14 protein-coding genes are annotated in these 18,427 nt (G+C 34.9%); 11 read left to right on the top strand and 3 right to left on the bottom strand.

What is annotated here, in order from left to right; translation table 11 throughout:
• Positions 1–105 precede the first annotated feature (105 nt).
• On the top strand, positions 106–4,467 hold the full coding sequence (gene dnaE / locus EIG86_RS05820) for a DNA polymerase III subunit alpha (protein ID WP_127845224.1): 4,362 nt from the start codon (positions 106–108) through the stop codon (positions 4,465–4,467).
• Positions 4,468–4,546: 79 nt separating this feature from the next.
• Here dnaE and glmS read toward each other — a convergent pair whose 3' ends face one another.
• From glmS to EIG86_RS05805, 3 genes are read right to left on the bottom strand one after another with little or no spacing between them, the layout of a single operon-like run.
• Positions 4,547–6,394, bottom strand: a complete 1,848-nt coding sequence (glmS, locus tag EIG86_RS05815) for a glutamine--fructose-6-phosphate transaminase (isomerizing) (RefSeq protein ID WP_127845223.1) — start codon at positions 6,392–6,394, stop codon at positions 4,547–4,549.
• A gap of 11 nt (positions 6,395–6,405) precedes the next feature.
• Positions 6,406–8,007: a DUF4270 domain-containing protein gene (locus EIG86_RS05810; RefSeq protein ID WP_127845222.1), complete on the bottom strand. Its 1,602-nt coding sequence runs from the start codon at positions 8,005–8,007 to the stop codon at positions 6,406–6,408.
• Positions 7,991–8,812 (bottom strand): glycogen/starch synthase, encoded by an 822-nt coding sequence (locus EIG86_RS05805; RefSeq protein ID WP_127845221.1) that lies wholly within the window; start codon positions 8,810–8,812, stop codon positions 7,991–7,993. The genes EIG86_RS05810 and EIG86_RS05805 overlap by 17 nt, the downstream gene beginning before the upstream one ends.
• A 109-nt stretch (positions 8,813–8,921) precedes the next feature.
• On the opposite strand from EIG86_RS05805, the gene panC reads away from it, so the two are divergent.
• The 10 genes from panC to EIG86_RS05755 all read left to right on the top strand — a co-directional run bounded on the left by panC (position 8,922) and on the right by EIG86_RS05755 (position 18,362).
• A complete protein-coding gene (gene panC, locus EIG86_RS05800) occupies positions 8,922–9,770 on the top strand; it encodes a pantoate--beta-alanine ligase (protein WP_127845220.1) in 849 nt (282 codons plus the stop codon).
• A 3-nt stretch (positions 9,771–9,773) separates the two neighbouring features.
• Positions 9,774–10,121 carry an aspartate 1-decarboxylase gene (gene panD / locus EIG86_RS05795; protein WP_127845219.1) on the top strand — a complete coding sequence of 116 codons (348 nt, stop codon included), beginning with the start codon at positions 9,774–9,776 and terminating at the stop codon, positions 10,119–10,121.
• Positions 10,122–10,126: 5 nt separating this feature from the next.
• Positions 10,127–11,089, top strand: a complete 963-nt coding sequence (locus tag EIG86_RS05790; protein WP_127845218.1) for a lysylphosphatidylglycerol synthase transmembrane domain-containing protein — start codon at positions 10,127–10,129, stop codon at positions 11,087–11,089.
• Positions 11,090–11,125: 36 nt separating this feature from the next.
• Positions 11,126–12,268, top strand: a complete 1,143-nt coding sequence (locus EIG86_RS05785; protein WP_127845217.1) for an alpha/beta hydrolase — start codon at positions 11,126–11,128, stop codon at positions 12,266–12,268.
• A gap of 2 nt (positions 12,269–12,270) precedes the next feature.
• A complete protein-coding gene (radA, locus tag EIG86_RS05780) occupies positions 12,271–13,632 on the top strand; it encodes a DNA repair protein RadA (RefSeq protein ID WP_127845216.1) in 1,362 nt (453 codons plus the stop codon).
• Between the two features lie 199 nt (positions 13,633–13,831).
• On the top strand, positions 13,832–14,419 hold the full coding sequence (locus tag EIG86_RS05775; protein ID WP_127845215.1) for a YceI family protein: 588 nt from the start codon (positions 13,832–13,834) through the stop codon (positions 14,417–14,419).
• Positions 14,420–14,437: 18 nt separating this feature from the next.
• A complete protein-coding gene (locus EIG86_RS05770) occupies positions 14,438–15,697 on the top strand; it encodes a porin family protein (protein WP_192901710.1) in 1,260 nt (419 codons plus the stop codon).
• Between the two features lie 81 nt (positions 15,698–15,778).
• A complete protein-coding gene (locus tag EIG86_RS05765; RefSeq protein ID WP_127845214.1) occupies positions 15,779–16,348 on the top strand; it encodes a YceI family protein in 570 nt (189 codons plus the stop codon).
• A gap of 211 nt (positions 16,349–16,559) precedes the next feature.
• Positions 16,560–18,068, top strand: a complete 1,509-nt coding sequence (gene atpD / locus EIG86_RS05760) for a F0F1 ATP synthase subunit beta (RefSeq protein WP_127845213.1) — start codon at positions 16,560–16,562, stop codon at positions 18,066–18,068.
• 18 nt (positions 18,069–18,086) lie between these two features.
• Complete coding sequence (locus EIG86_RS05755) at positions 18,087–18,362, top strand: F0F1 ATP synthase subunit epsilon (RefSeq protein ID WP_127845212.1); 276 nt, start codon at positions 18,087–18,089, stop codon at positions 18,360–18,362.
• The last annotated feature ends 65 nt before the right edge of the window (positions 18,363–18,427 follow it).

Here is an 18,427-nt window from a genome sequence, read left to right as displayed (position 1 = left end):
ACATTTTCAATGAAAAATTAGTCATTTCCTGAGCTTAGAAAACTGAATTTTTAAGAAAGTTTAGCGGTCATTTTTATTAATTTTATCCTCTCAAAATTCAGCAGCATGTATATCATATTCGATACCGAAACCACAGGTTTACCCAAGCGTTGGAATGCGCCGATGAGCGACACAGACAATTGGCCAAGAGCAATTCAGATCGCTTGGCAAGTCCACGACGAATGGGGAAATTTGGTTGAAGCCAAAGATTATTTAATTAAACCAGAAGGCTTCGATATTCCTTATGATGCTGAAAGAATTCACGGTATTTCTACTGAATTGGCCAAACGAGATGGAGCTGATTTGGCATTTGTGCTTTCAGAATTTAATGAAGCATTACTAAAGTCGAAATTCGTTGTTGGTCAAAATGTAGGTTTCGATGTCAATGTGATGGGTGCAGAATTCTACCGTGCCCAACTAGAAACACCAATGCCAGAAATGCCAGTACTTGACACTTGTACTGAAAAAACAGCGGCTTTATGTCAAATTCCTGGTGGACGTGGTGGAAAATTCAAATTGCCAACTCTTACAGAATTACATGAATATTTATTCAGAGAACCTTTTGCTGAAGCACACAATGCGACTGCCGATGTAGAAGCCACGACAAGATGTTTCTTAGAATTGATTCGTCGTGGAAACTATTCTGAGAAAAAATTACAGGCAGAACTGGGTTATCTTCAAACCTTTCAAGAGAAGAATCCTGAACCGATAGAAAGTGTTGGATTGAATCACGTAAATCTTCAAAAAGCTTCTGCCAAAATAAAATCTCAGCTTGCCGAAGATGAAGAATCTCAGGCACCAACCAAAGCTGAAATCAATGAAAATTTAGAAAAATTACAACAGAATAATTTTGTGCATTTGCACAATCATAGTCAGTTTTCTGTCTTACAATCAACGACTTCAGTACCAGATTTGATCGCTGTAGCTGCAAAACACAATATGCCAGCTGTTGCATTAACCGACCATGCGAATATGATGGGCGCATTTCATTTCGTCAATGCAGTCAAAAAACACAATGCCAGCATTGCAAATTCAGAAGATAGTGATGCTCAACCCATGAAACCGATTATCGGTTGTGAATTTTTCGTTTGTGAAAACCACTTGGACAAAAGTCATAAAGATAACGGCTATCAGATGGTGTTGTTGGCCAAAAACAAAAATGGTTATCACAATTTAGCAAAAATGTCTTCCATAGGTTTCACCAAAGGTTTTTATTACTTGCCTAGAATAGATAAAAAAATCATTGAAGAATATAAAGAAGACATCATTGTTTTGTCAGGAAATTTATATGGTGAAATTGCCAGTAAAATTTTAAATCTTGGTGAAAATCAAGCTGAAGAAGCTTTGTTGTGGTGGAAAGATACTTTTCAAGATGATTTTTATATAGAAATTATGCGTCATGGTCAAGAAGATGAAGACCGTGCCAACGAAGCTTTGATACGTTTAGCTATAAAACATGGTGTCAATCTTGTTGCTACAAACAACACCTATTACGCAGAACAAAAAGACGCCAATGCGCATGATATCTTATTATGTGTCAAAGATGGTGAAAAACAGGCTACACCTATTGGTCGTGGTCGAGGTTATCGTTACGGATTGCCCAACGATCAGTATTATTTTAAATCTGCCGATGAAATGAAATCCTTGTTCAAGGATCTTCCTGAAGCGATTTCAAACACAGAGAAAATTGCTGAAAAAGTAGAAGCTTTTGAATTGGCAAGAGATGTTTTGCTGCCAGCTTTTTCCATTCCAGAACAATTTCTAGATGAAAAAGATAGAGACGATAACGGCAAACGTGGAGAAAATGCTTATTTAAAACATTTAACTTTTGAAGGTGCCAAGGAGCGTTATGATGAAATTACCACTGATATTGAAGAACGCCTGAACTTTGAACTTTCTGTCATTGCAAACACGGGTTATCCAGGCTATTTTTTAATTGTTGAAGATTTTATTCGAGAAGCAAGAAAAATGGGCGTTTCTGTTGGTCCTGGACGAGGTTCTGCAGCAGGAAGTGCTGTCGCATACTGTTTGAAAATCACCAATATCGATCCTATAAAATACGATTTACTTTTTGAGCGTTTTTTGAATCCAGAACGTGTAAGTATGCCCGATATCGATATTGATTTTGATGACGAAGGCAGAAGCAAAGTTATGGATTATGTCATCGATAAATATGGCGAAAATCAAGTGGCGCAAATTATTACCTATGGAACAATGGCCGCAAAATCAGCTATTCGTGATACTGCACGAGCTTTAGATTTGCCGCTTTATGAAGCCGATAGGATTGCAAAGCTAATTCCAGACATGTCCAAATTGTCAAAGATTTTTGCCATGGACGAAAAAGGCATTCGCTCAAAATTTCGTGCTGAAGAAGTGGATAAAGTTTTAGAATTAATCAGCATTTCAGAACAAAATTCTCCAGAAGCAGAAACCGTCAATCAAGCCAGAATTCTAGAAGGTTCTGTTAGGAATACTGGAATTCATGCCTGTGGCGTGATTATTACACCAGATGATATTACCAAATTTGTTCCCGTCTCCGTAGCCAAAGATTCCGATCTTTACGTTACGCAATTCGACAACTCGGTCGTTGAAGATGCTGGGTTATTGAAAATGGACTTCTTGGGTTTGAAAACACTCACGTTGATCAAAGATACAGTTGATATTGTCAAAGCCAGACATAATATAGATTTAGATCCAGAAGCTTTTCCGTTGGACGACGAAAAAACTTATGAATTGTTCCAGCGTGGCGAAACTGTAGGGATTTTTCAATACGAGTCGCCAGGCATGCAGAAACACATGAAAGATCTTAAACCAACAGTGTTTGAAGATCTAATTGCGATGAATGCTTTGTACAGACCTGGACCTATGGAATATATTCCTAGTTTCATTAAGCGTAAACACGGCGATGAAGAGATTAGTTATGATTTGCCAGAAATGCAAGAATATCTGGAAGAAACTTATGGAATTACAGTATATCAGGAGCAAGTGATGTTGCTTTCGCAGAAATTAGCAAATTTCACTAAAGGTGAAGCTGATGTTTTGCGAAAGGCTATGGGTAAAAAACTGAAAGATGTTTTGGCAAAATTAAAGCCAAAATTTATCAATCAAGCTAAGGAAAACGGACATAGTGAAGAAAAATTAGAAAAAATTTGGAAAGACTGGGAAGCTTTTGCGAGTTATGCATTCAACAAATCACATTCCACTTGCTACGCATTCGTAGCTTACCAAACGGCTTATTTAAAAGCACATTATCCTGCGGAATACATGGCTGCAGTACTTTCAAACAATATGAATGACATCAAGAAAGTAACTTTTTTCATGGAAGAATGCAAACGTATGGAATTGCCAGTTTTAGGCCCAGATGTGAATGAATCTTATTATAAATTTTCTGTCAACAAAGATAACGCTGTTCGTTTTGGAATGGGCGCTGTAAAAGGTGTCGGTGGAGGAGCTGTGAATACAATAGTCGAACATAGAAAAAAAGACGGGCCGTATCGTTCAATTTTCGATTTGGCTAAGCGTATAGATTTGAGAGCCGCCAACAAAAAAGCTTTTGAAAGTCTAGCTCACGCTGGAGCATTTGACGGATTTCCAGATACACATCGTGCTCAGTATTTTCAAATCACTGATGGAGAATTAACTTTTTTAGAAAAAGTCATCAAATTCGCAGCTAAATATCAAGAGAATAAAAATTCAGCTCAAGTCAGTTTATTTGGTGAAGCTAGCGATGTTCAGATTCCTGAACCTGAAATCCCACCATGTGAGCCTTGGCATACTATGCGCACTTTGAAAGCTGAAAAAGAAGTTGTTGGCCTATTCTTGTCAGGACATCCTTTAGATGATTTTAAAATTGAAATCAAATATTTCTGCAATTCAAAATTGAAAGAGGTAAGTCAGATTGAAGATAATTTAAATAAAGATTTAACGCTTGCTGGCGTGATTACAGATGTGAATCATCGTGTGAGTAAAAATGGAAAAGGCTTTGCAACGTTTGTAGTTGAAGATTATCATGAAAGTCATGAATTTTGGATTTTTGGAGAAGAATATCTCAAGTTCAGACACTTTCTGATTCAGGATAATTTTGTTCACCTTAAGATTAAAGCGACACAATTCATTAACCGTGAAACTGGTGAACCTGGCAGAACACGCATGAAGTTTTTGTCTTTCAAACAGCTTCAAGACGTACTGAGTGATTTTGCCAAAAAGTTGACCATTCAGATGAATGTTTCAGATTTAGATGAAAATCAAATCAACCAATTGCAAACCATATTTTCAACGTATTCTGGCGATCATATTTTAAATTTTGTTGTTTTTGAAATGAATCAGAAAATTAAAATTCACATGGCGAGTAAAAAGAAAAAAGTGAAAATTTGTAATCAACTTATTGATGAATTAAATAAAATTAATGTCAAATATAAATTGAATTAGTTTGTCAATTTTCAGAATTAAAAAAGCTAGCAAGAAGTCATCCTGCTAGCTTTTTTTATAAATTCAAAATTATTTTCCTTTATTCTACCGTTACAGATTTCGCCAAGTTTCTTGGTTGATCTACATTTTTGTCTAACATAACAGCAATGTGATAAGATAATAATTGAAGTGGAATTGTGGTAAGTAGTGGCGTAAAAGCTTCAATGGTATCAGGAACTTCGATCATGTGGTCTGCCATTTCTCTTACAGCAGTATCGCCTTCTGTAACAATAGCAATTATTTTACCTTTTCTAGATTTTATTTCTTGAATGTTGCTCACTACTTTTTCATAGTGACCTTTTTTTGTTGCAATAACAACCACTGGCATTTGCTCGTCAATAAGGGCAATTGGCCCGTGCTTCATTTCTGCAGCAGGATATCCTTCAGCATGGATGTAAGAGATTTCTTTCAATTTCAAAGCGCCTTCTAAAGCGACAGGAAAATTGAAACCACGACCAAGGTATAAGCAGTTTTTGGCGTCTTTGTAGACTTCTGCAACTTTTATAATATGTTCGTTGGATTCTAAAGCTTTTTCAATTTTATAAGGAATAAGCTCAAGTTCATTCAAATACATATGGAAATCTGAATTTGAAATTGTGCCTTTAGCTTTACCTAATTTCAAAGCAATTAAACTCAACACTGTAATTTGTGTTGTAAATGCTTTGGTGGAAGCTACACCAATTTCGGGACCTGCATGCGTGTATGCACCTGCATCTGTTTCTCTAGAAATTGAGGAACCAACCACATTACAAACACCAAAAACAAAAGCACCGTTTTCTTTGGCAAGTTTTATGGCAGCCATTGTATCTGCAGTTTCTCCACTTTGAGAAATTGCAATTACGATATCATCTTTATTGATGACAGGATTTCTATATCTAAATTCTGAAGCATATTCTACTTCTACTGGGATTCTTGCTAAATCTTCAAAAATATATTCTGAAACTAAACCAGCGTGCCAAGAAGTTCCACAGGCAACAACAACAATTCGCTTAGCGTTTAGGAAACGCTCTAAGTTATCGTCAATTCCAGCCATTCTAATAAGACCTTGGTCTGGCAACATTCTACCACGATAGGTGTCTTTAATTGCGCTTGGCTGCTCATAAATTTCCTTTAACATGAAATGATCGAAACCTGCTTTTTCAATTTGGTCTAAGTTCAATTGTAATTCTTGAACATAAGGATCCACAAGACTATCGTCATGTATTTTCCTTACTTTTATTTCTTTTCCTAATCTTACAACGGCCATTTCACCATCTTCAAGATAAATTGCGTTTTTGGTATATTCTATAAAAGGAGAAGCATCAGAAGCTATGTAGTATTCATTATCGCCAACACCAATTGCTAAAGGACTGCCGAGTCTGGCAACTACAATTTCGTTTGGTTTTGTTTTATCAAAAACAGCAATCGCATAAGCTCCAACGGTTTGATTTAGAGCAATTTGAACAGCTTTTCCGAGTTTGACATTTTCCTTAGTTTTGATATCCTCTATCAAGTTAACTAAAACTTCTGTGTCGGTGTCAGATTGAAAAGTATAACCTCTGTTGCTTAATTCTTTTTTAAGTGAATCATAGTTTTCAATAATTCCGTTATGGATAATGGCTAAGTTGCCAGAATTAGAATAGTGCGGGTGAGAATTGACGTCATTTGGCTCTCCATGGGTTGCCCATCGCGTGTGACCAATGCCAATACTGCCTTCCAATTCGATATTAGCTTCGCATTTTTTCTGCAAATCTGCTACTTTACCTTTGGTTTTGCAAATACCTAAGTCATTGCCATTATATATGGCAATTCCAGCACTGTCATAACCGCGATATTCTAGGCGTTTCAAACCTTTTAAGATAATAGGATAAGCCTGTTGTGTTCCTATATAACCTACAATTCCACACATATTATAAGATTTTAGTTAGTTTCGGTTTCTGTATAAATTATTCTAAGTTTCAAGCGTTTGCTTTCATCTTCTGCTTGATTACCGTATAATACTGTGCCTTTTGGCATCGTAAAACTTTTAGAAATTGTTGAATTCAAAATATCTAAATTTGAATCTCTTACATCCACAAGTTGTGGAGCATTTACATTATCAACCACAACAAGTCCCAGTCTTACATTATCTTCATTATTATTTATAATATTATTGATGTGATTGGTCAGTCTTATTCTGTAGAATTTATCCCCATTATCTTTTTCACGTAATCTTCCTAAGTGAATAGTTCTTGAGGTCAGTGGATTTTCCGATGTTGTTTGATCTCTTTGATAATCTACTAAAACTGTTTCGTTATCCAAGTCGTAAATTAAAATTCGGTCAATTAGGTTTGTGTTGGAACTTGCAATGCTTTCATTGACATAAAAATCTAAATTGGCTTCGTTTACAAGCCAGTTATTGTTACGCAATTCTTCTAATTCGTCAGATACGCCATCATCGTCACTATCTGGGCCATTAAACAATTCAATGACTCCAACCGAACCTTCACCACCTCTCAAGTAAATATTTTCTTCGCCATCAACTTGATTTTGATCACTCAAATCGACACTGAAATTGTTTTCATACAAATTGACTTTATTTCCAATGAAACTCAACTCATAAGTTTCAAAACGCTCTTCTAATTCGGGTTCTACTACAATTTCAGTAGAAGGTTCAGGACGCATGGTTCTGTAATAGATTGTGATATCAGCGTCTTCGGCATTCATGTTGAACATTGCCATGACATCTTCAGAATTTGCTGATTCTTGTTCTGCTTCAAGATAAAACCCGCGCAAATAATTTATAAAACTATTGTTACTGACTAAAAATTCTTGATTGCTTTCGTCAAAAATCTTCTCATTGAAATATTCTACAGGTAGATTTACTCTGATTCTTGGTGAAACACTTACAGTATCAATATTTTCTTCAGAAAGCTGGTTGAATAACACAATAGATTCAGTCATTTCTGATGGTGTAATGTCCTCAGAAGTCGCCAAAGGTGTGTTTTCAATATTACTTTGAAATTCTGAAAGTTGATCTGAGTAGTAAATTTGAGCTTCCTCAAATTCGCCATTTTCGCCAGGGTCAAAATTTCTTAAAAATTGGTTGGATTCATAAATATTTAATTTAAAGCTACCATCACCATATACAGAATCTAAAACATATTCATTTTCTGCAATCTGACGGCTGTAAAAAGGTAAAGTAAGCACTACCGAATCTATAACCGGATCTGTACCGAAATCAGGATTGGATTCTGACAAAATAAGTTGAGTCAAAATGCTAGCTTCTGAAGTGCCATAAATAGGATCGTTATATTTACCTAAAAAATAATTATTGTAACCATTACTTTGAACGGAGTTGATTTTTTCGCTATAAGCTGCTAAATTCTCCATTTCGTAAGCTGGTTGTATTTCAATACTGTTGACGAAATCACTACCAGTTTCGGCGAATTCGTCTTCGCAAGAAATTATTGTAGCAATGATTAAAAAAAATGGAATTAGTCTTAAAGTTGATTTCAGCATGGAATTAATCTTCTTCTTCATTTAAAATATCTTTCAGGTAAAAGGTTTGGAATGCGTTGCTCAATTCTTCTTTTTTACGATATGGTAAAATGGGAACATTCATTTTTTCTGTGTAAGCTTTCAAATCTTCTGAAATCTCTTCACTACCGTAAACTAAACCATCAGAATTATCTATGGCAACTTTTAGCAAGTTATCATGTGTAGGATTTTCTAAATACTTCACAGCATCGTCTTCAATACCGTCAAATAAAACTTTTTTATGCATTTCAGTATCGAGACTGCCTTCAAAGCCTTGGCTGTAAATTGAAGTTATAATTTTAGATTCAGAAAATAAAGGTTCATTGCCATAATAATGTCTCAAATACATCGGCAATAAAGAAGCTAACCAACCATGAACATGAATAATGTCCGGTGACCAATTCAATTTTTTAACTGTTTCAATTACACCTTTTGCAAAAAATATGGCACGCTCATCATTGTCTTCAAAGAGAGCACCATCTTCATCAGAATAAGTTGCTTTACGCTTAAAATAATCTTCATTATCTATGAAATAAACTTGCATTCTTTCCTTTGGAATAGATGCAACTTTTATAATCAAAGGCATGTCTAAATCATTAATGACTAAATTCATTCCAGAGAGGCGAATCACTTCATGTAGTTGATGTCTGCGCTCATTGATATTCCCAAATCTTGGCATAAAAATTCGAGTTTGACCTCCAGCCGCGTTGATCGATTTTGGGGCTTCAAATGAAGTTGAAGAAATATCGTTTTCAGGTAAATAAGGGACGACTTCTGAAGAAACGTAGAGTATGCGTTTATCTTTCATAAAAATTTTTACATTATTGATTCACAGCAAAAAGTTGGCAAATTTACAAAAATTTATGCGGATTCACGTTAAAATATTAATATTGCAAACTGATCCTTAGATACAACTTGTGGTTATAGAAACGAAAAAGTCGCTTTCAGATTTTATTGAAAGCGAAAAAAAAGAAAAAAAAATTATAGGTTTGGTACCAACTATGGGTGCTTTGCATGACGGGCATTTGTCACTTATAGATTTTGCCTATGAATTCTGCGACCTCGTTGTTGTTAGCGTTTTTGTGAATCCTACGCAATTCAACAATCCTACAGATTTGGATAAATACCCGAGAAATCTTCAGAAAGATGAAGCTTTATTGACAACACACAATTCAAAAACAGTTATTTTTGCACCTTCAGCAGAAGAAGTCTATGCGGGCAAAATCCAATCAGAATCTTACGATTTTGGTTCTATTGTCAAATTTATGGAAGGTGAATTCAGGACGGGTCATTTTGATGGTGTTGGAAGTGTTTTGAAAAGACTTTTTGATATTGTAAAACCCCATAAAGCTTTCTTTGGAGAAAAAGATTTTCAGCAACTTATGGCGGTCAAAAAACTAGTTGAAATCACTAATCAAGAGGTTGAAATTATCGGTTGTCCCACAAGTCGAAATGAATTTGGACTTGCACAAAGTTCAAGAAATTTCAGATTGAATGACGATGAATTAAAACTAGCTGAAATTATCCATAAAGCGCTAACTAAAGCGAAACTTATGTTCGAAGATTCGGATTTTGAAACTATCATAGCGGAGATCAAAACGATGTTTGAAAATGAAAAGAAGGTCGAATTAGAATATTTTTCAATCGCTTCAGAAGCCGATTTAACGCCAACAAAAATTAAAGACAAAAACCAAAAATATAGAGCCTTTATCGCTGCATTTGTAGGTGAAGTAAGACTAATAGATAATATGGCTTTGAATTATTAAATTATGCAAATACACATTGTAAAATCAAAAATTCACCGCGTCAAAGTAACCGGTGCAGACCTCAATTATATTGGTAGTATTACCATTGACCAAGACTTGATGGATGCTGCAGATATTTATGAAGGAGAAAAAATTCAGGTGGTCAACAATTCCAACGGAGAACGTTTAGAAACTTATGCTATCCCTGGTGATCGCGGCAGTGGAGAAATCACTTTAAACGGTGCCGCTGCCAGAAAAGTTTCAAAAGGCGATATACTTATTTTGATGGCTTATGCCATCGTGACTCCAGATGAAGCAAAAGTTTTCAAACCAAAACTTGTATTTCCTAATGACGACAATCTTTTAAAATAAAACAAATGCATCCAAAGCTAAAAAAATGGCTAAAAATTATTTTACCTTTAGCTTTAGGTGTGTTTTTGATTTGGTTTTCCTTGTCAAGATTCACTCAGGATGAACTGAATGAATTGTGGTTCAATATTAAAAATGTAAACATCTTTTGGGTGATTATTTCATTTTTGATGGGCATTTTATCACATATGTCCAGAGCTTACAGATGGCAATTTTTGTTGGAACCAGTAAAAATTTATCCTAAATTCTATAATAGTTTTCTATCCCTAATGCTGGGTTATCTTGCCAATTTAGGCGTGCCAAGATCAGGTGAGATTTTACGTGGAGCCACATTAGCAACTTATGAAGATTCAAAATTTGAAAATACATTTGGTACAATTATAACCGAGCGTGTTGTAGATTTGGTAATGTTGCTGAGTATTGTTGGTCTAGCTTTGATTATTCAAACTGATGAAGTCATCAAATTTTTTAAAAATCAAGAGATCAATCCTTTCTTAAGTTTGCTGATTTTTGTTGGGTTAATTGTGGCATTTTTTATAGGTTTTCAAATTATAAAACACACGAAAAATCCATTTTTACTCAAAGTAAAAAACTTTGCTGAAGAATTGATTAGAGGAATGAAAAGTGTGTTCAAAATGAAAAAGAAATGGCCTTTCATTTTTCATACATTTGTTATTTGGGGATTTTATGTTGCAATGTTTTACGTTCTTAAATATGCTTTCCCTGAAACTGCTGGTTTAAGTTTCGATGCCACTTTGGTTGCTTTTGTTTTTGGCGCGTTTGCCATGTCAATCACCAATGGTGGGATTGGTTTGTATCCTATCGCTATCGGCTTGGCTTTTAGTGCATTTGGGGTTTCTGCGGCTACTGGAGAAGCCTTCGGTTGGGTCATGTGGACTACCCAAACTGCATTGGTTATTTTAATTGGCGGTTTATCAGTCATTTTATTACCTTTTTTGAATAACAAGTAGATTTTACGTATTTTAGCTATCATAATTTCAAATAAAATGAAACGCATCTCCATTCTATTGTTACTTTACTTTCTAATTCCACAATTTGCAAATGCTCAAGTAGAATATGTTGAAGTTGGTTCTGAAATTTTAAACCAAAGGCGGGAAATTAAAATTCAACTACCTAGAAATTATGAAAGTTCAGAAAAAAGCTACCCAGTAATTGTTGTGCTGGATGGTGATTATATGTTCGAACCTTTTGCAGGAAATGTAGATTATCTTAGTTATTGGGAGATTATTCCTGAAGCCTTTGTTGTTGGAATCAATCAAGTTGGTTACCGAGAAGAAGACGGTTTTTTAAGCGAGGATGAACTGCCTATTTCCTCTGGTGCGGATTTTTTTGAATTTATTGGTTACGAAGTCTTAAAATTTATGGACGATAATTACAGAACTTCGCCTTTTGCCGTTATTGCGGGTATTGATTTAATGGCGAATTATAGTAATTTTTATTTGTTGAAAGAAAATCCGCTCTTTAGAGGCTATATTAGTTTAAGTCCTGATTTAACGCCTTTAATGCCAAGTAGAATCCAAAACAAAGTCAGTAAAATTGAACAAAAAATTTGGTATTATTTAGCTACAGGCGAAGACGATATTCCAGTTTTGAAAAAAGAAATTGAGCAGTTAGATGAACTTCTCGCAAAAGTTGAAAATCCAAATTTTACTTATCAATTTGATGTTTTTGACAAGGCTTCTCATTTTAGTTTAGTTGCCAATGCTATTCCAGATGCATTGAATACTATTTTTAAAGTCTATCGGCCTATTTCCGATAATGAATATCAAGATGAACTTTTGAAATCTGAAAACCCAGTCGTTTATTTAGAAGACAAATATTTTTTGATTTCAGAATTATACGCTATTGAAATTCCAATTAGGGTTACTGATTTTTTGATGGTTGCAGATGCAATTGAAGAAAATGAAAACTGGGAAGCCTACAAAGATTTGAGCAGATTGGCCAAAAAAGAATCGCCAGAAACAGTTTTATCGACTTATTTTGAAGGCCGATATTATCAAGAAATCGGCAAACCGAAAAAAGCGATAAAAGCTTACCAAGGTGGTTACGGCCTCAAAAGTGCTGGCTACCTGAATAGCGATACTTTATTAGAAAAAGCAGACGAACTCAAAAGAATTTTTGGATACTAGCCATGGCGAAAACTAAAACAAGTTTTTTCTGTCAAAACTGTGGTGCTCAATACGCAAAATGGCAAGGTCAGTGCAATGCCTGCAAAGAATGGAATACATTGGCGGAAGAAGTTATAGAGAAAAAGACTGAAAAATCTTGGCAAAGCACTACAGATAATTCACCTAAACGAATAGCCAAACCAGAGCGTATAAGTGATATTAAAATCGGCAAAGAAAACCGAATTCCAACAGCCAATAATGAATTGAATCGTGTACTTGGCGGAGGAATTGTACCCGGAAGTATCACGCTTTTAGGAGGTGAGCCAGGCGTTGGAAAAAGCACGCTATTGCTTCAACTGTCTTTGAGTTTCAAACAAAAAGTACTTTATGTTTCTGGCGAAGAAAGCCAGCAACAAATCAAAATGCGTGCAGCAAGAATCAATGATTCAGATGCGAATTGTTACATTCTTTCTGAAACAAAAACCCAGCTAATTTTTTCTCAAATTGAAAAATTAATGCCGGAAATTTTAATAATCGATTCCATTCAAACCTTACATACAGATTATGTAGAAAGTTCTCCAGGCAGCGTTTCGCAAATTAGAGAATGTACTTCGGAACTCATTAAATTTGCCAAACAAACCAATGTTCCTGTGATTTTAATTGGTCATATCAATAAAGAAGGAAGCATTGCTGGACCAAAAGTTTTAGAACATATGGTAGATACTGTTTTGCAGTTCGAAGGCGATAAGAATTATGCGTACAGAATTCTGCGAGCACACAAAAATAGATTTGGATCTACTCACGAACTCGGTATTTACGAAATGCAAGCTGGTGGTTTGGTTGAGGTTTCAAATCCTTCTGATTTGCTGATTTCTAAAAATGAATCACATCTTAGTGGAACAGCGATCGCAGCAACTTTAGAAGGCATGCGGCCAATGATGATAGAAATTCAGGCTTTGGTAAGTTCTGCAGTTTATGGAACGCCACAACGTTCTGCAACTGGTTATAACCTGAAAAGATTGAATATGATTTTAGCGGTTTTGGAAAAACGCGCAGGTTTTAGGTTAGGTGCAAAGGACGTGTTTTTGAATATTACAGGTGGAATTTCAGTAGATGACCCAGCTATAGATTTGGCTGTAGTTGCTGCGATTTTGTCTTCCAACGAAGATATTTCTATTCCTAAAGATATCTGTTTTGCTGCTGAAGTTGGCCTGGCAGGCGAAATTAGACCAGTAACCAAAGCTGAACAACGAGTGCTGGAAGCAGAAAAATTAGGTTTTGCATCGATTATGATTTCAAAACAAACTAAACTTCCTAAATCCAATTACAATATTTTAGTCCATCGTGTCAGCAAAATTGAAGATGTTGTGGATGCTTTGTTTTAAAATAAATTCTAAAGAAATCTTATAAACCCTTGTTTGTTTTTCAAAATCGAACAAGGGTTTTTTTGTGTATTGATAAATTTCAGTTTGATTCCTTCAGATTCCACTATAAGTGACATTTGTCATAAATCTAACAAAACTTACGACTGATATTTGCAGTGTTAATCAGGTTAAAAAAATTTAATCTAAAAACACAAAAATTATGAATTCAGTTGTTCAAAACGTCAAAAAACTTTCACTGATTATTTTTATGTGTTCAGCTTTAGTTGGCTTTTCACAAACAAAAAAAAATATCGATTTATCAAACAGTGATATTCTTATTGAAGGCACTTCAAATATCCACGATTGGGTCATTGATGTAAATAAATTTGAAGGCACAATTCATTTTGACGCCAAGGGTCAAAAAATAACGTCTATCAATGATTTAACACTTAAAGTTTGGGTAGAAAGTTTCGATTCTGGTAAAAGTAAAATGGATAATAATACTTACGAAGCTTTGAAATTGAAAAAACACCCAAGTATTGATTTTGTATTTACAAATACAAAATCTCTAAAATCCAATGGTTCAGATGAATTTTCAGCTGTAATAAAAGGAGAATTGACAATTGCTGGTAAAACCCAATCTGTAGAGATTCCTTTGGAAATTCTTATGAATAACAACAAATTCAATATTAAGACATCCAAAAGCATAAATATGACAGACTATGATGTTGAACCACCAACAGCTTTGTTTGGAACTATAACCACAGGTGAGGAAGTCAAAATTAAATTCAACTTAACATACTTATAAACACTAAATTTTAAGACTATGAAATCTTTCGCAAAAATTATGATGACGCTAGTTTTGCTAGCAAGTACGCAAATTATATTTGCGCAAAACCGAGACTTAGACAATTTTAGACCACGTGATCAGCGCGGTGTAACCATGTTTGAAGCTCCAAAAGACACTGTATCTACTTTTGATGGTGTTAAAGTTAGAATTGGCGGTGCTTCCACACTTCAATTTCAAGCTATCGATCATGAGAATAATGGAGCTGTGCCTTTAATAGCATTAGGTGATAATTTCAATTTAGCAACTGCCAACTTAGATTTAGACGTGGCGCTTTATGATGGTGTGAGAATGCACTTAAGAACTTATTTGTCTTCACGTCACCACCCAGAACCTTATGTAAAAGGTGGCTATTTATTAGTTGATAAACTTGAGTTTATCAATGAGGGCTTTATGGCCGATGCGATGAAGTATTTAACGTTCAAGTTTGGTCACATGGAAATCAACTATGGTGATGCACACTTTAGACGATCTGATAACGCAGCAACTATTTACAATCCATTTATTGGAAACCATTTAATGGATGCTTTTACAACTGAAGTTGGTTTTGAAGGTTATTTCAGAAGAAATGGATGGATAGCAATGCTTGGGGTTACAAACGGAAAACTAAACCAATCTGTCGAAGAAACCGACACAAAAGCTTCTTTTGTTGGTAAATTAGGTTATGATAAGCAGCTTAATGATGACTTAAGATTTAGATTGACAGGTTCTATTTACACAACAAGCGAATCTTCTAAAACATGGTTGTACGACGGTGACCGCGCAGGTTCTAGATATTATTTAGTTATGGAAGATGTAGAAGCCAGCTCTAGCGGTAATTTTCGTTCTGGTCGAATTAACCCAGGATTATCTACAGAGTTAACTTCAATTATGATTAACCCTTTTGTGAAATATAAAGGATTAGAGTTCTTCGGGCTTTATGAAAATGCTTCTGGTAAAGGTTTTGGTGATACCGAAACTAGAACCTACAATCACTACGCTGCAGACTTATTGTATCGTTTTGGTGAAACTGAAGACTTTTATGTAGGCGGTAGATACAGTTTTATAGATGGTGAACAAGCGCCTGGACAAGATATTAGCGTAGATAGACTTCAACTTGGTGCAGGATGGTTTATGACCAAAAATATTTTGGCAAAAGTTGAATACGTCAAACAAACCTATTCAGATTTTGATCCTACAAGTATTCTTGCAGACGGACAGTTTGATGGTCTTATGCTAGAAGCTGTAATTAGTTTCTAAAAAAATTGAATTAGCCTATAATAATCTGAAAAAGCTGCATCATGAATCCATGAATTGCAGCTTTTTTTTAAATTCTGAGTTATGAAAACTATTTTTTCAATATTGATTTCAGCATTTTCGCTTGTATTTATAAGTTCTAAAAAAGCAAACACGGTTGATGTGTTGCTGAAAACACAAAGTGAAATTTACATTAAAGGTACTTCTAATGTAAACTCATTCGATTGTCATTATACAGGAAATTTGGGAGGCGAAGTTTTGCAGGTAAAATATACCATAGGTGACAATAAACTGAAGTTTGAAAATACTAAAATTAAGCTCGCTTCAGATGAATTCGATTGTGGAGGCAGAAGGATTAATCAAGATTTTAGAGAACTGCTTACGAGTAGTCAGTTCCCAGAAATTGAAATTGAATTGCTTAGTATTGAGAATATAGGAAATGAATTTAAAATCACTTCAAGAGTAAAACTAGCCGGAATTTCCAATACATATAATTTCAAAGTAGAAAAATTTGAAAATGATAGATATGTTGGAGAATTATTAGTCAATATCTGTGATTTTGACTTGGTAGCTCCAAAGAAAATGATGGGGATGATAGTTGTTGATGAAGAAATCGATATACATTTCGATTTAGCTTTAGATATAATTCCCTAAATAATATAGCTTAAATCAGTAGTAATTCTGCTGAAAACTCAAAAGATCAATTGTTTTTTTATAGTTATTCTAAAAAATAACTTTAGAATAAAATTTAGAATACCAATAAATTTTTCAATATTAAGTCCAAGTTTATTTAAATAATCTATATTTGCAAAATCAAAAAATCGATTTTTCGAGAGATAAAAACTTACATTAAATTCTTTAGATAATGTCTAAAACAACAGGTAAAATCACCCAGATTATAGGTCCGGTTATCGATGTAGAATTCGAAAACACAAAGGACTTGCCAAGAATTTACGATTCATTAGAGGTCAAACGCAAGGATAATACAGATTTGATTCTTGAAGTTCAATCTCACATTGGCGAAAATTCAGTTAGAACAATTGCCATGGATTCTGCAGATGGTTTGAGTCGAGGTACTGAAGTTATCAGCACCGGAAGTCCAATTCAGATGCCTGTAGGAAAAGATGTTTATGGGCGTTTGTTCAACGTAACAGGTGATGCTATTGATGGTTTAGGGAATCTTCCTAAATCTGGAAAAGATGGTATGTCAATTCACAGAGATGCGCCTGCTTTTGAAGATTTGGCGGTTTCAACCGAAGTCCTTTTTACAGGAATTAAAGTCATCGATTTGATTGAACCATACTCAAAAGGTGGTAAAATTGGATTATTTGGTGGTGCTGGTGTTGGTAAAACTGTACTTATCCAAGAATTGATTAACAATATCGCAAAAGGTCATGGTGGTTTGTCTGTATTTGCAGGTGTTGGAGAAAGAACTAGAGAAGGAAATGACTTGCTTCGCGAAATGTTAGAATCTGGCATTATAAAATATGGAGATGATTTTATGCATTCTATGGAAGAAGGCGGTTGGGACTTGAAAAAAGTTGACAAAGCCGGAATGAAAGAGTCTAAAGCAACTTTCGTTTTTGGACAAATGAATGAACCACCAGGAGCACGTGCTCGTGTTGCTTTATCTGGTTTGACTATTGCAGAATATTTCCGTGATGGTGCTGGTGAATCACAAGGGAAAGATGTTTTATTTTTCGTAGATAATATATTTAGATTTACCCAAGCCGGTTCAGAAGTATCTGCATTGCTTGGTCGTATGCCATCTGCCGTTGGTTACCAGCCAACTTTGGCAACAGAAATGGGGGCTATGCAAGAAAGAATTACTTCTACCAAAAAAGGTTCGATTACTTCTGTACAAGCAGTTTATGTGCCTGCAGATGACTTAACTGACCCTGCTCCAGCGACAACTTTCTCTCACTTGGATGCTACAACTGTATTGTCTAGGAAAATTGCAGAATTAGGTATTTATCCTGCCGTTGATCCATTAGATTCAACTTCAAGAATTCTAACTCAAGATATTTTAGGTGAAGATCATTATAGATGTGCTCAACGGGTTAAAGAGTTGCTTCAGAAATATAAAGAACTACAAGATATTATTGCAATTTTAGGTATGGAAGAGCTATCTGAAGAAGATAAACTTGCTGTATCTAGAGCAAGACGTGTTCAGCGTTTCTTGTCTCAGCCATTCCATGTTGCGGAACAGTTTACAGGTTTAAAAGGTGTTTTGGTAGATATTAAAGACACGATTAAAGGTTTTAACATGATTATGGACGGTGAACTTGACCATATTCCTGAAGCTGCATTCAACCTGAAAGGTACAATAGAAGAAGCTATAGAAGCTGGAGAGAAAATGCTTGCTGAAGCTTAATTTCAAAATATTTGATAAATGCATTTAGAGATTGTAAATCCAGAACAAGTTTTATTAAGCGAAGATGTAAGTTCGGTTAGTGTACCAGGCATCAATGGAGAATTTCAGATGCTGGATAATCACGCGCCAGTAGTTTCAGTATTGAAAAAAGGGTCGATAAAAGTGGATCAATCTGTAAATTTACCTAAGCATGTGAAAGATAAGTTTTACCAATCTGACGGAAAATATTGCTTTGATATTTCTGGAGGTGTTATAGAACTGAATGATAATAAAGTTATTATTTTGGTTGATTAAATCAATCAACTGAATTATAAAATTAAAAAGCCAGATTTTAAAATCTGGCTTTTTAATTTTATAAT

It is taken from the genome of Psychroflexus aestuariivivens (assembly GCF_004010055.1).
GTDB classification, from domain to species: domain Bacteria; phylum Bacteroidota; class Bacteroidia; order Flavobacteriales; family Flavobacteriaceae; genus Psychroflexus; species Psychroflexus aestuariivivens.
The sequence above is the reverse complement of the archived record's forward strand: the minus strand, read 5'-3'. Positions and strand labels throughout refer to the sequence as shown.

Bases quoted from the DNA above. Each gene is read 5' to 3' on its own strand.
- dnaE (WP_127845224.1), top strand. From the start codon at position 106: ATGTATATCATATTCGATACCGAAACCACAGGTTTACCCAAGCGTTGG.
- glmS (WP_127845223.1), bottom strand. From the start codon at position 6,394: ATGTGTGGAATTGTAGGTTATATAGGAACACAACAGGCTTATCCTATT.
- EIG86_RS05810 (WP_127845222.1), bottom strand. From the start codon at position 8,007: ATGAAGAAGAAGATTAATTCCATGCTGAAATCAACTTTAAGACTAATT.
- EIG86_RS05805 (WP_127845221.1), bottom strand. From the start codon at position 8,812: ATGAAAGATAAACGCATACTCTACGTTTCTTCAGAAGTCGTCCCTTAT.
- panD (WP_127845219.1), top strand. From the start codon at position 9,774: ATGCAAATACACATTGTAAAATCAAAAATTCACCGCGTCAAAGTAACC.
- EIG86_RS05790 (WP_127845218.1), top strand. From the start codon at position 10,127: ATGCATCCAAAGCTAAAAAAATGGCTAAAAATTATTTTACCTTTAGCT.
- EIG86_RS05785 (WP_127845217.1), top strand. From the start codon at position 11,126: ATGAAACGCATCTCCATTCTATTGTTACTTTACTTTCTAATTCCACAA.
- radA (WP_127845216.1), top strand. From the start codon at position 12,271: ATGGCGAAAACTAAAACAAGTTTTTTCTGTCAAAACTGTGGTGCTCAA.
- EIG86_RS05775 (WP_127845215.1), top strand. From the start codon at position 13,832: ATGAATTCAGTTGTTCAAAACGTCAAAAAACTTTCACTGATTATTTTT.
- EIG86_RS05770 (WP_192901710.1), top strand. From the start codon at position 14,438: ATGAAATCTTTCGCAAAAATTATGATGACGCTAGTTTTGCTAGCAAGT.
- EIG86_RS05765 (WP_127845214.1), top strand. From the start codon at position 15,779: ATGAAAACTATTTTTTCAATATTGATTTCAGCATTTTCGCTTGTATTT.
- atpD (WP_127845213.1), top strand. From the start codon at position 16,560: ATGTCTAAAACAACAGGTAAAATCACCCAGATTATAGGTCCGGTTATC.
- EIG86_RS05755 (WP_127845212.1), top strand. From the start codon at position 18,087: ATGCATTTAGAGATTGTAAATCCAGAACAAGTTTTATTAAGCGAAGAT.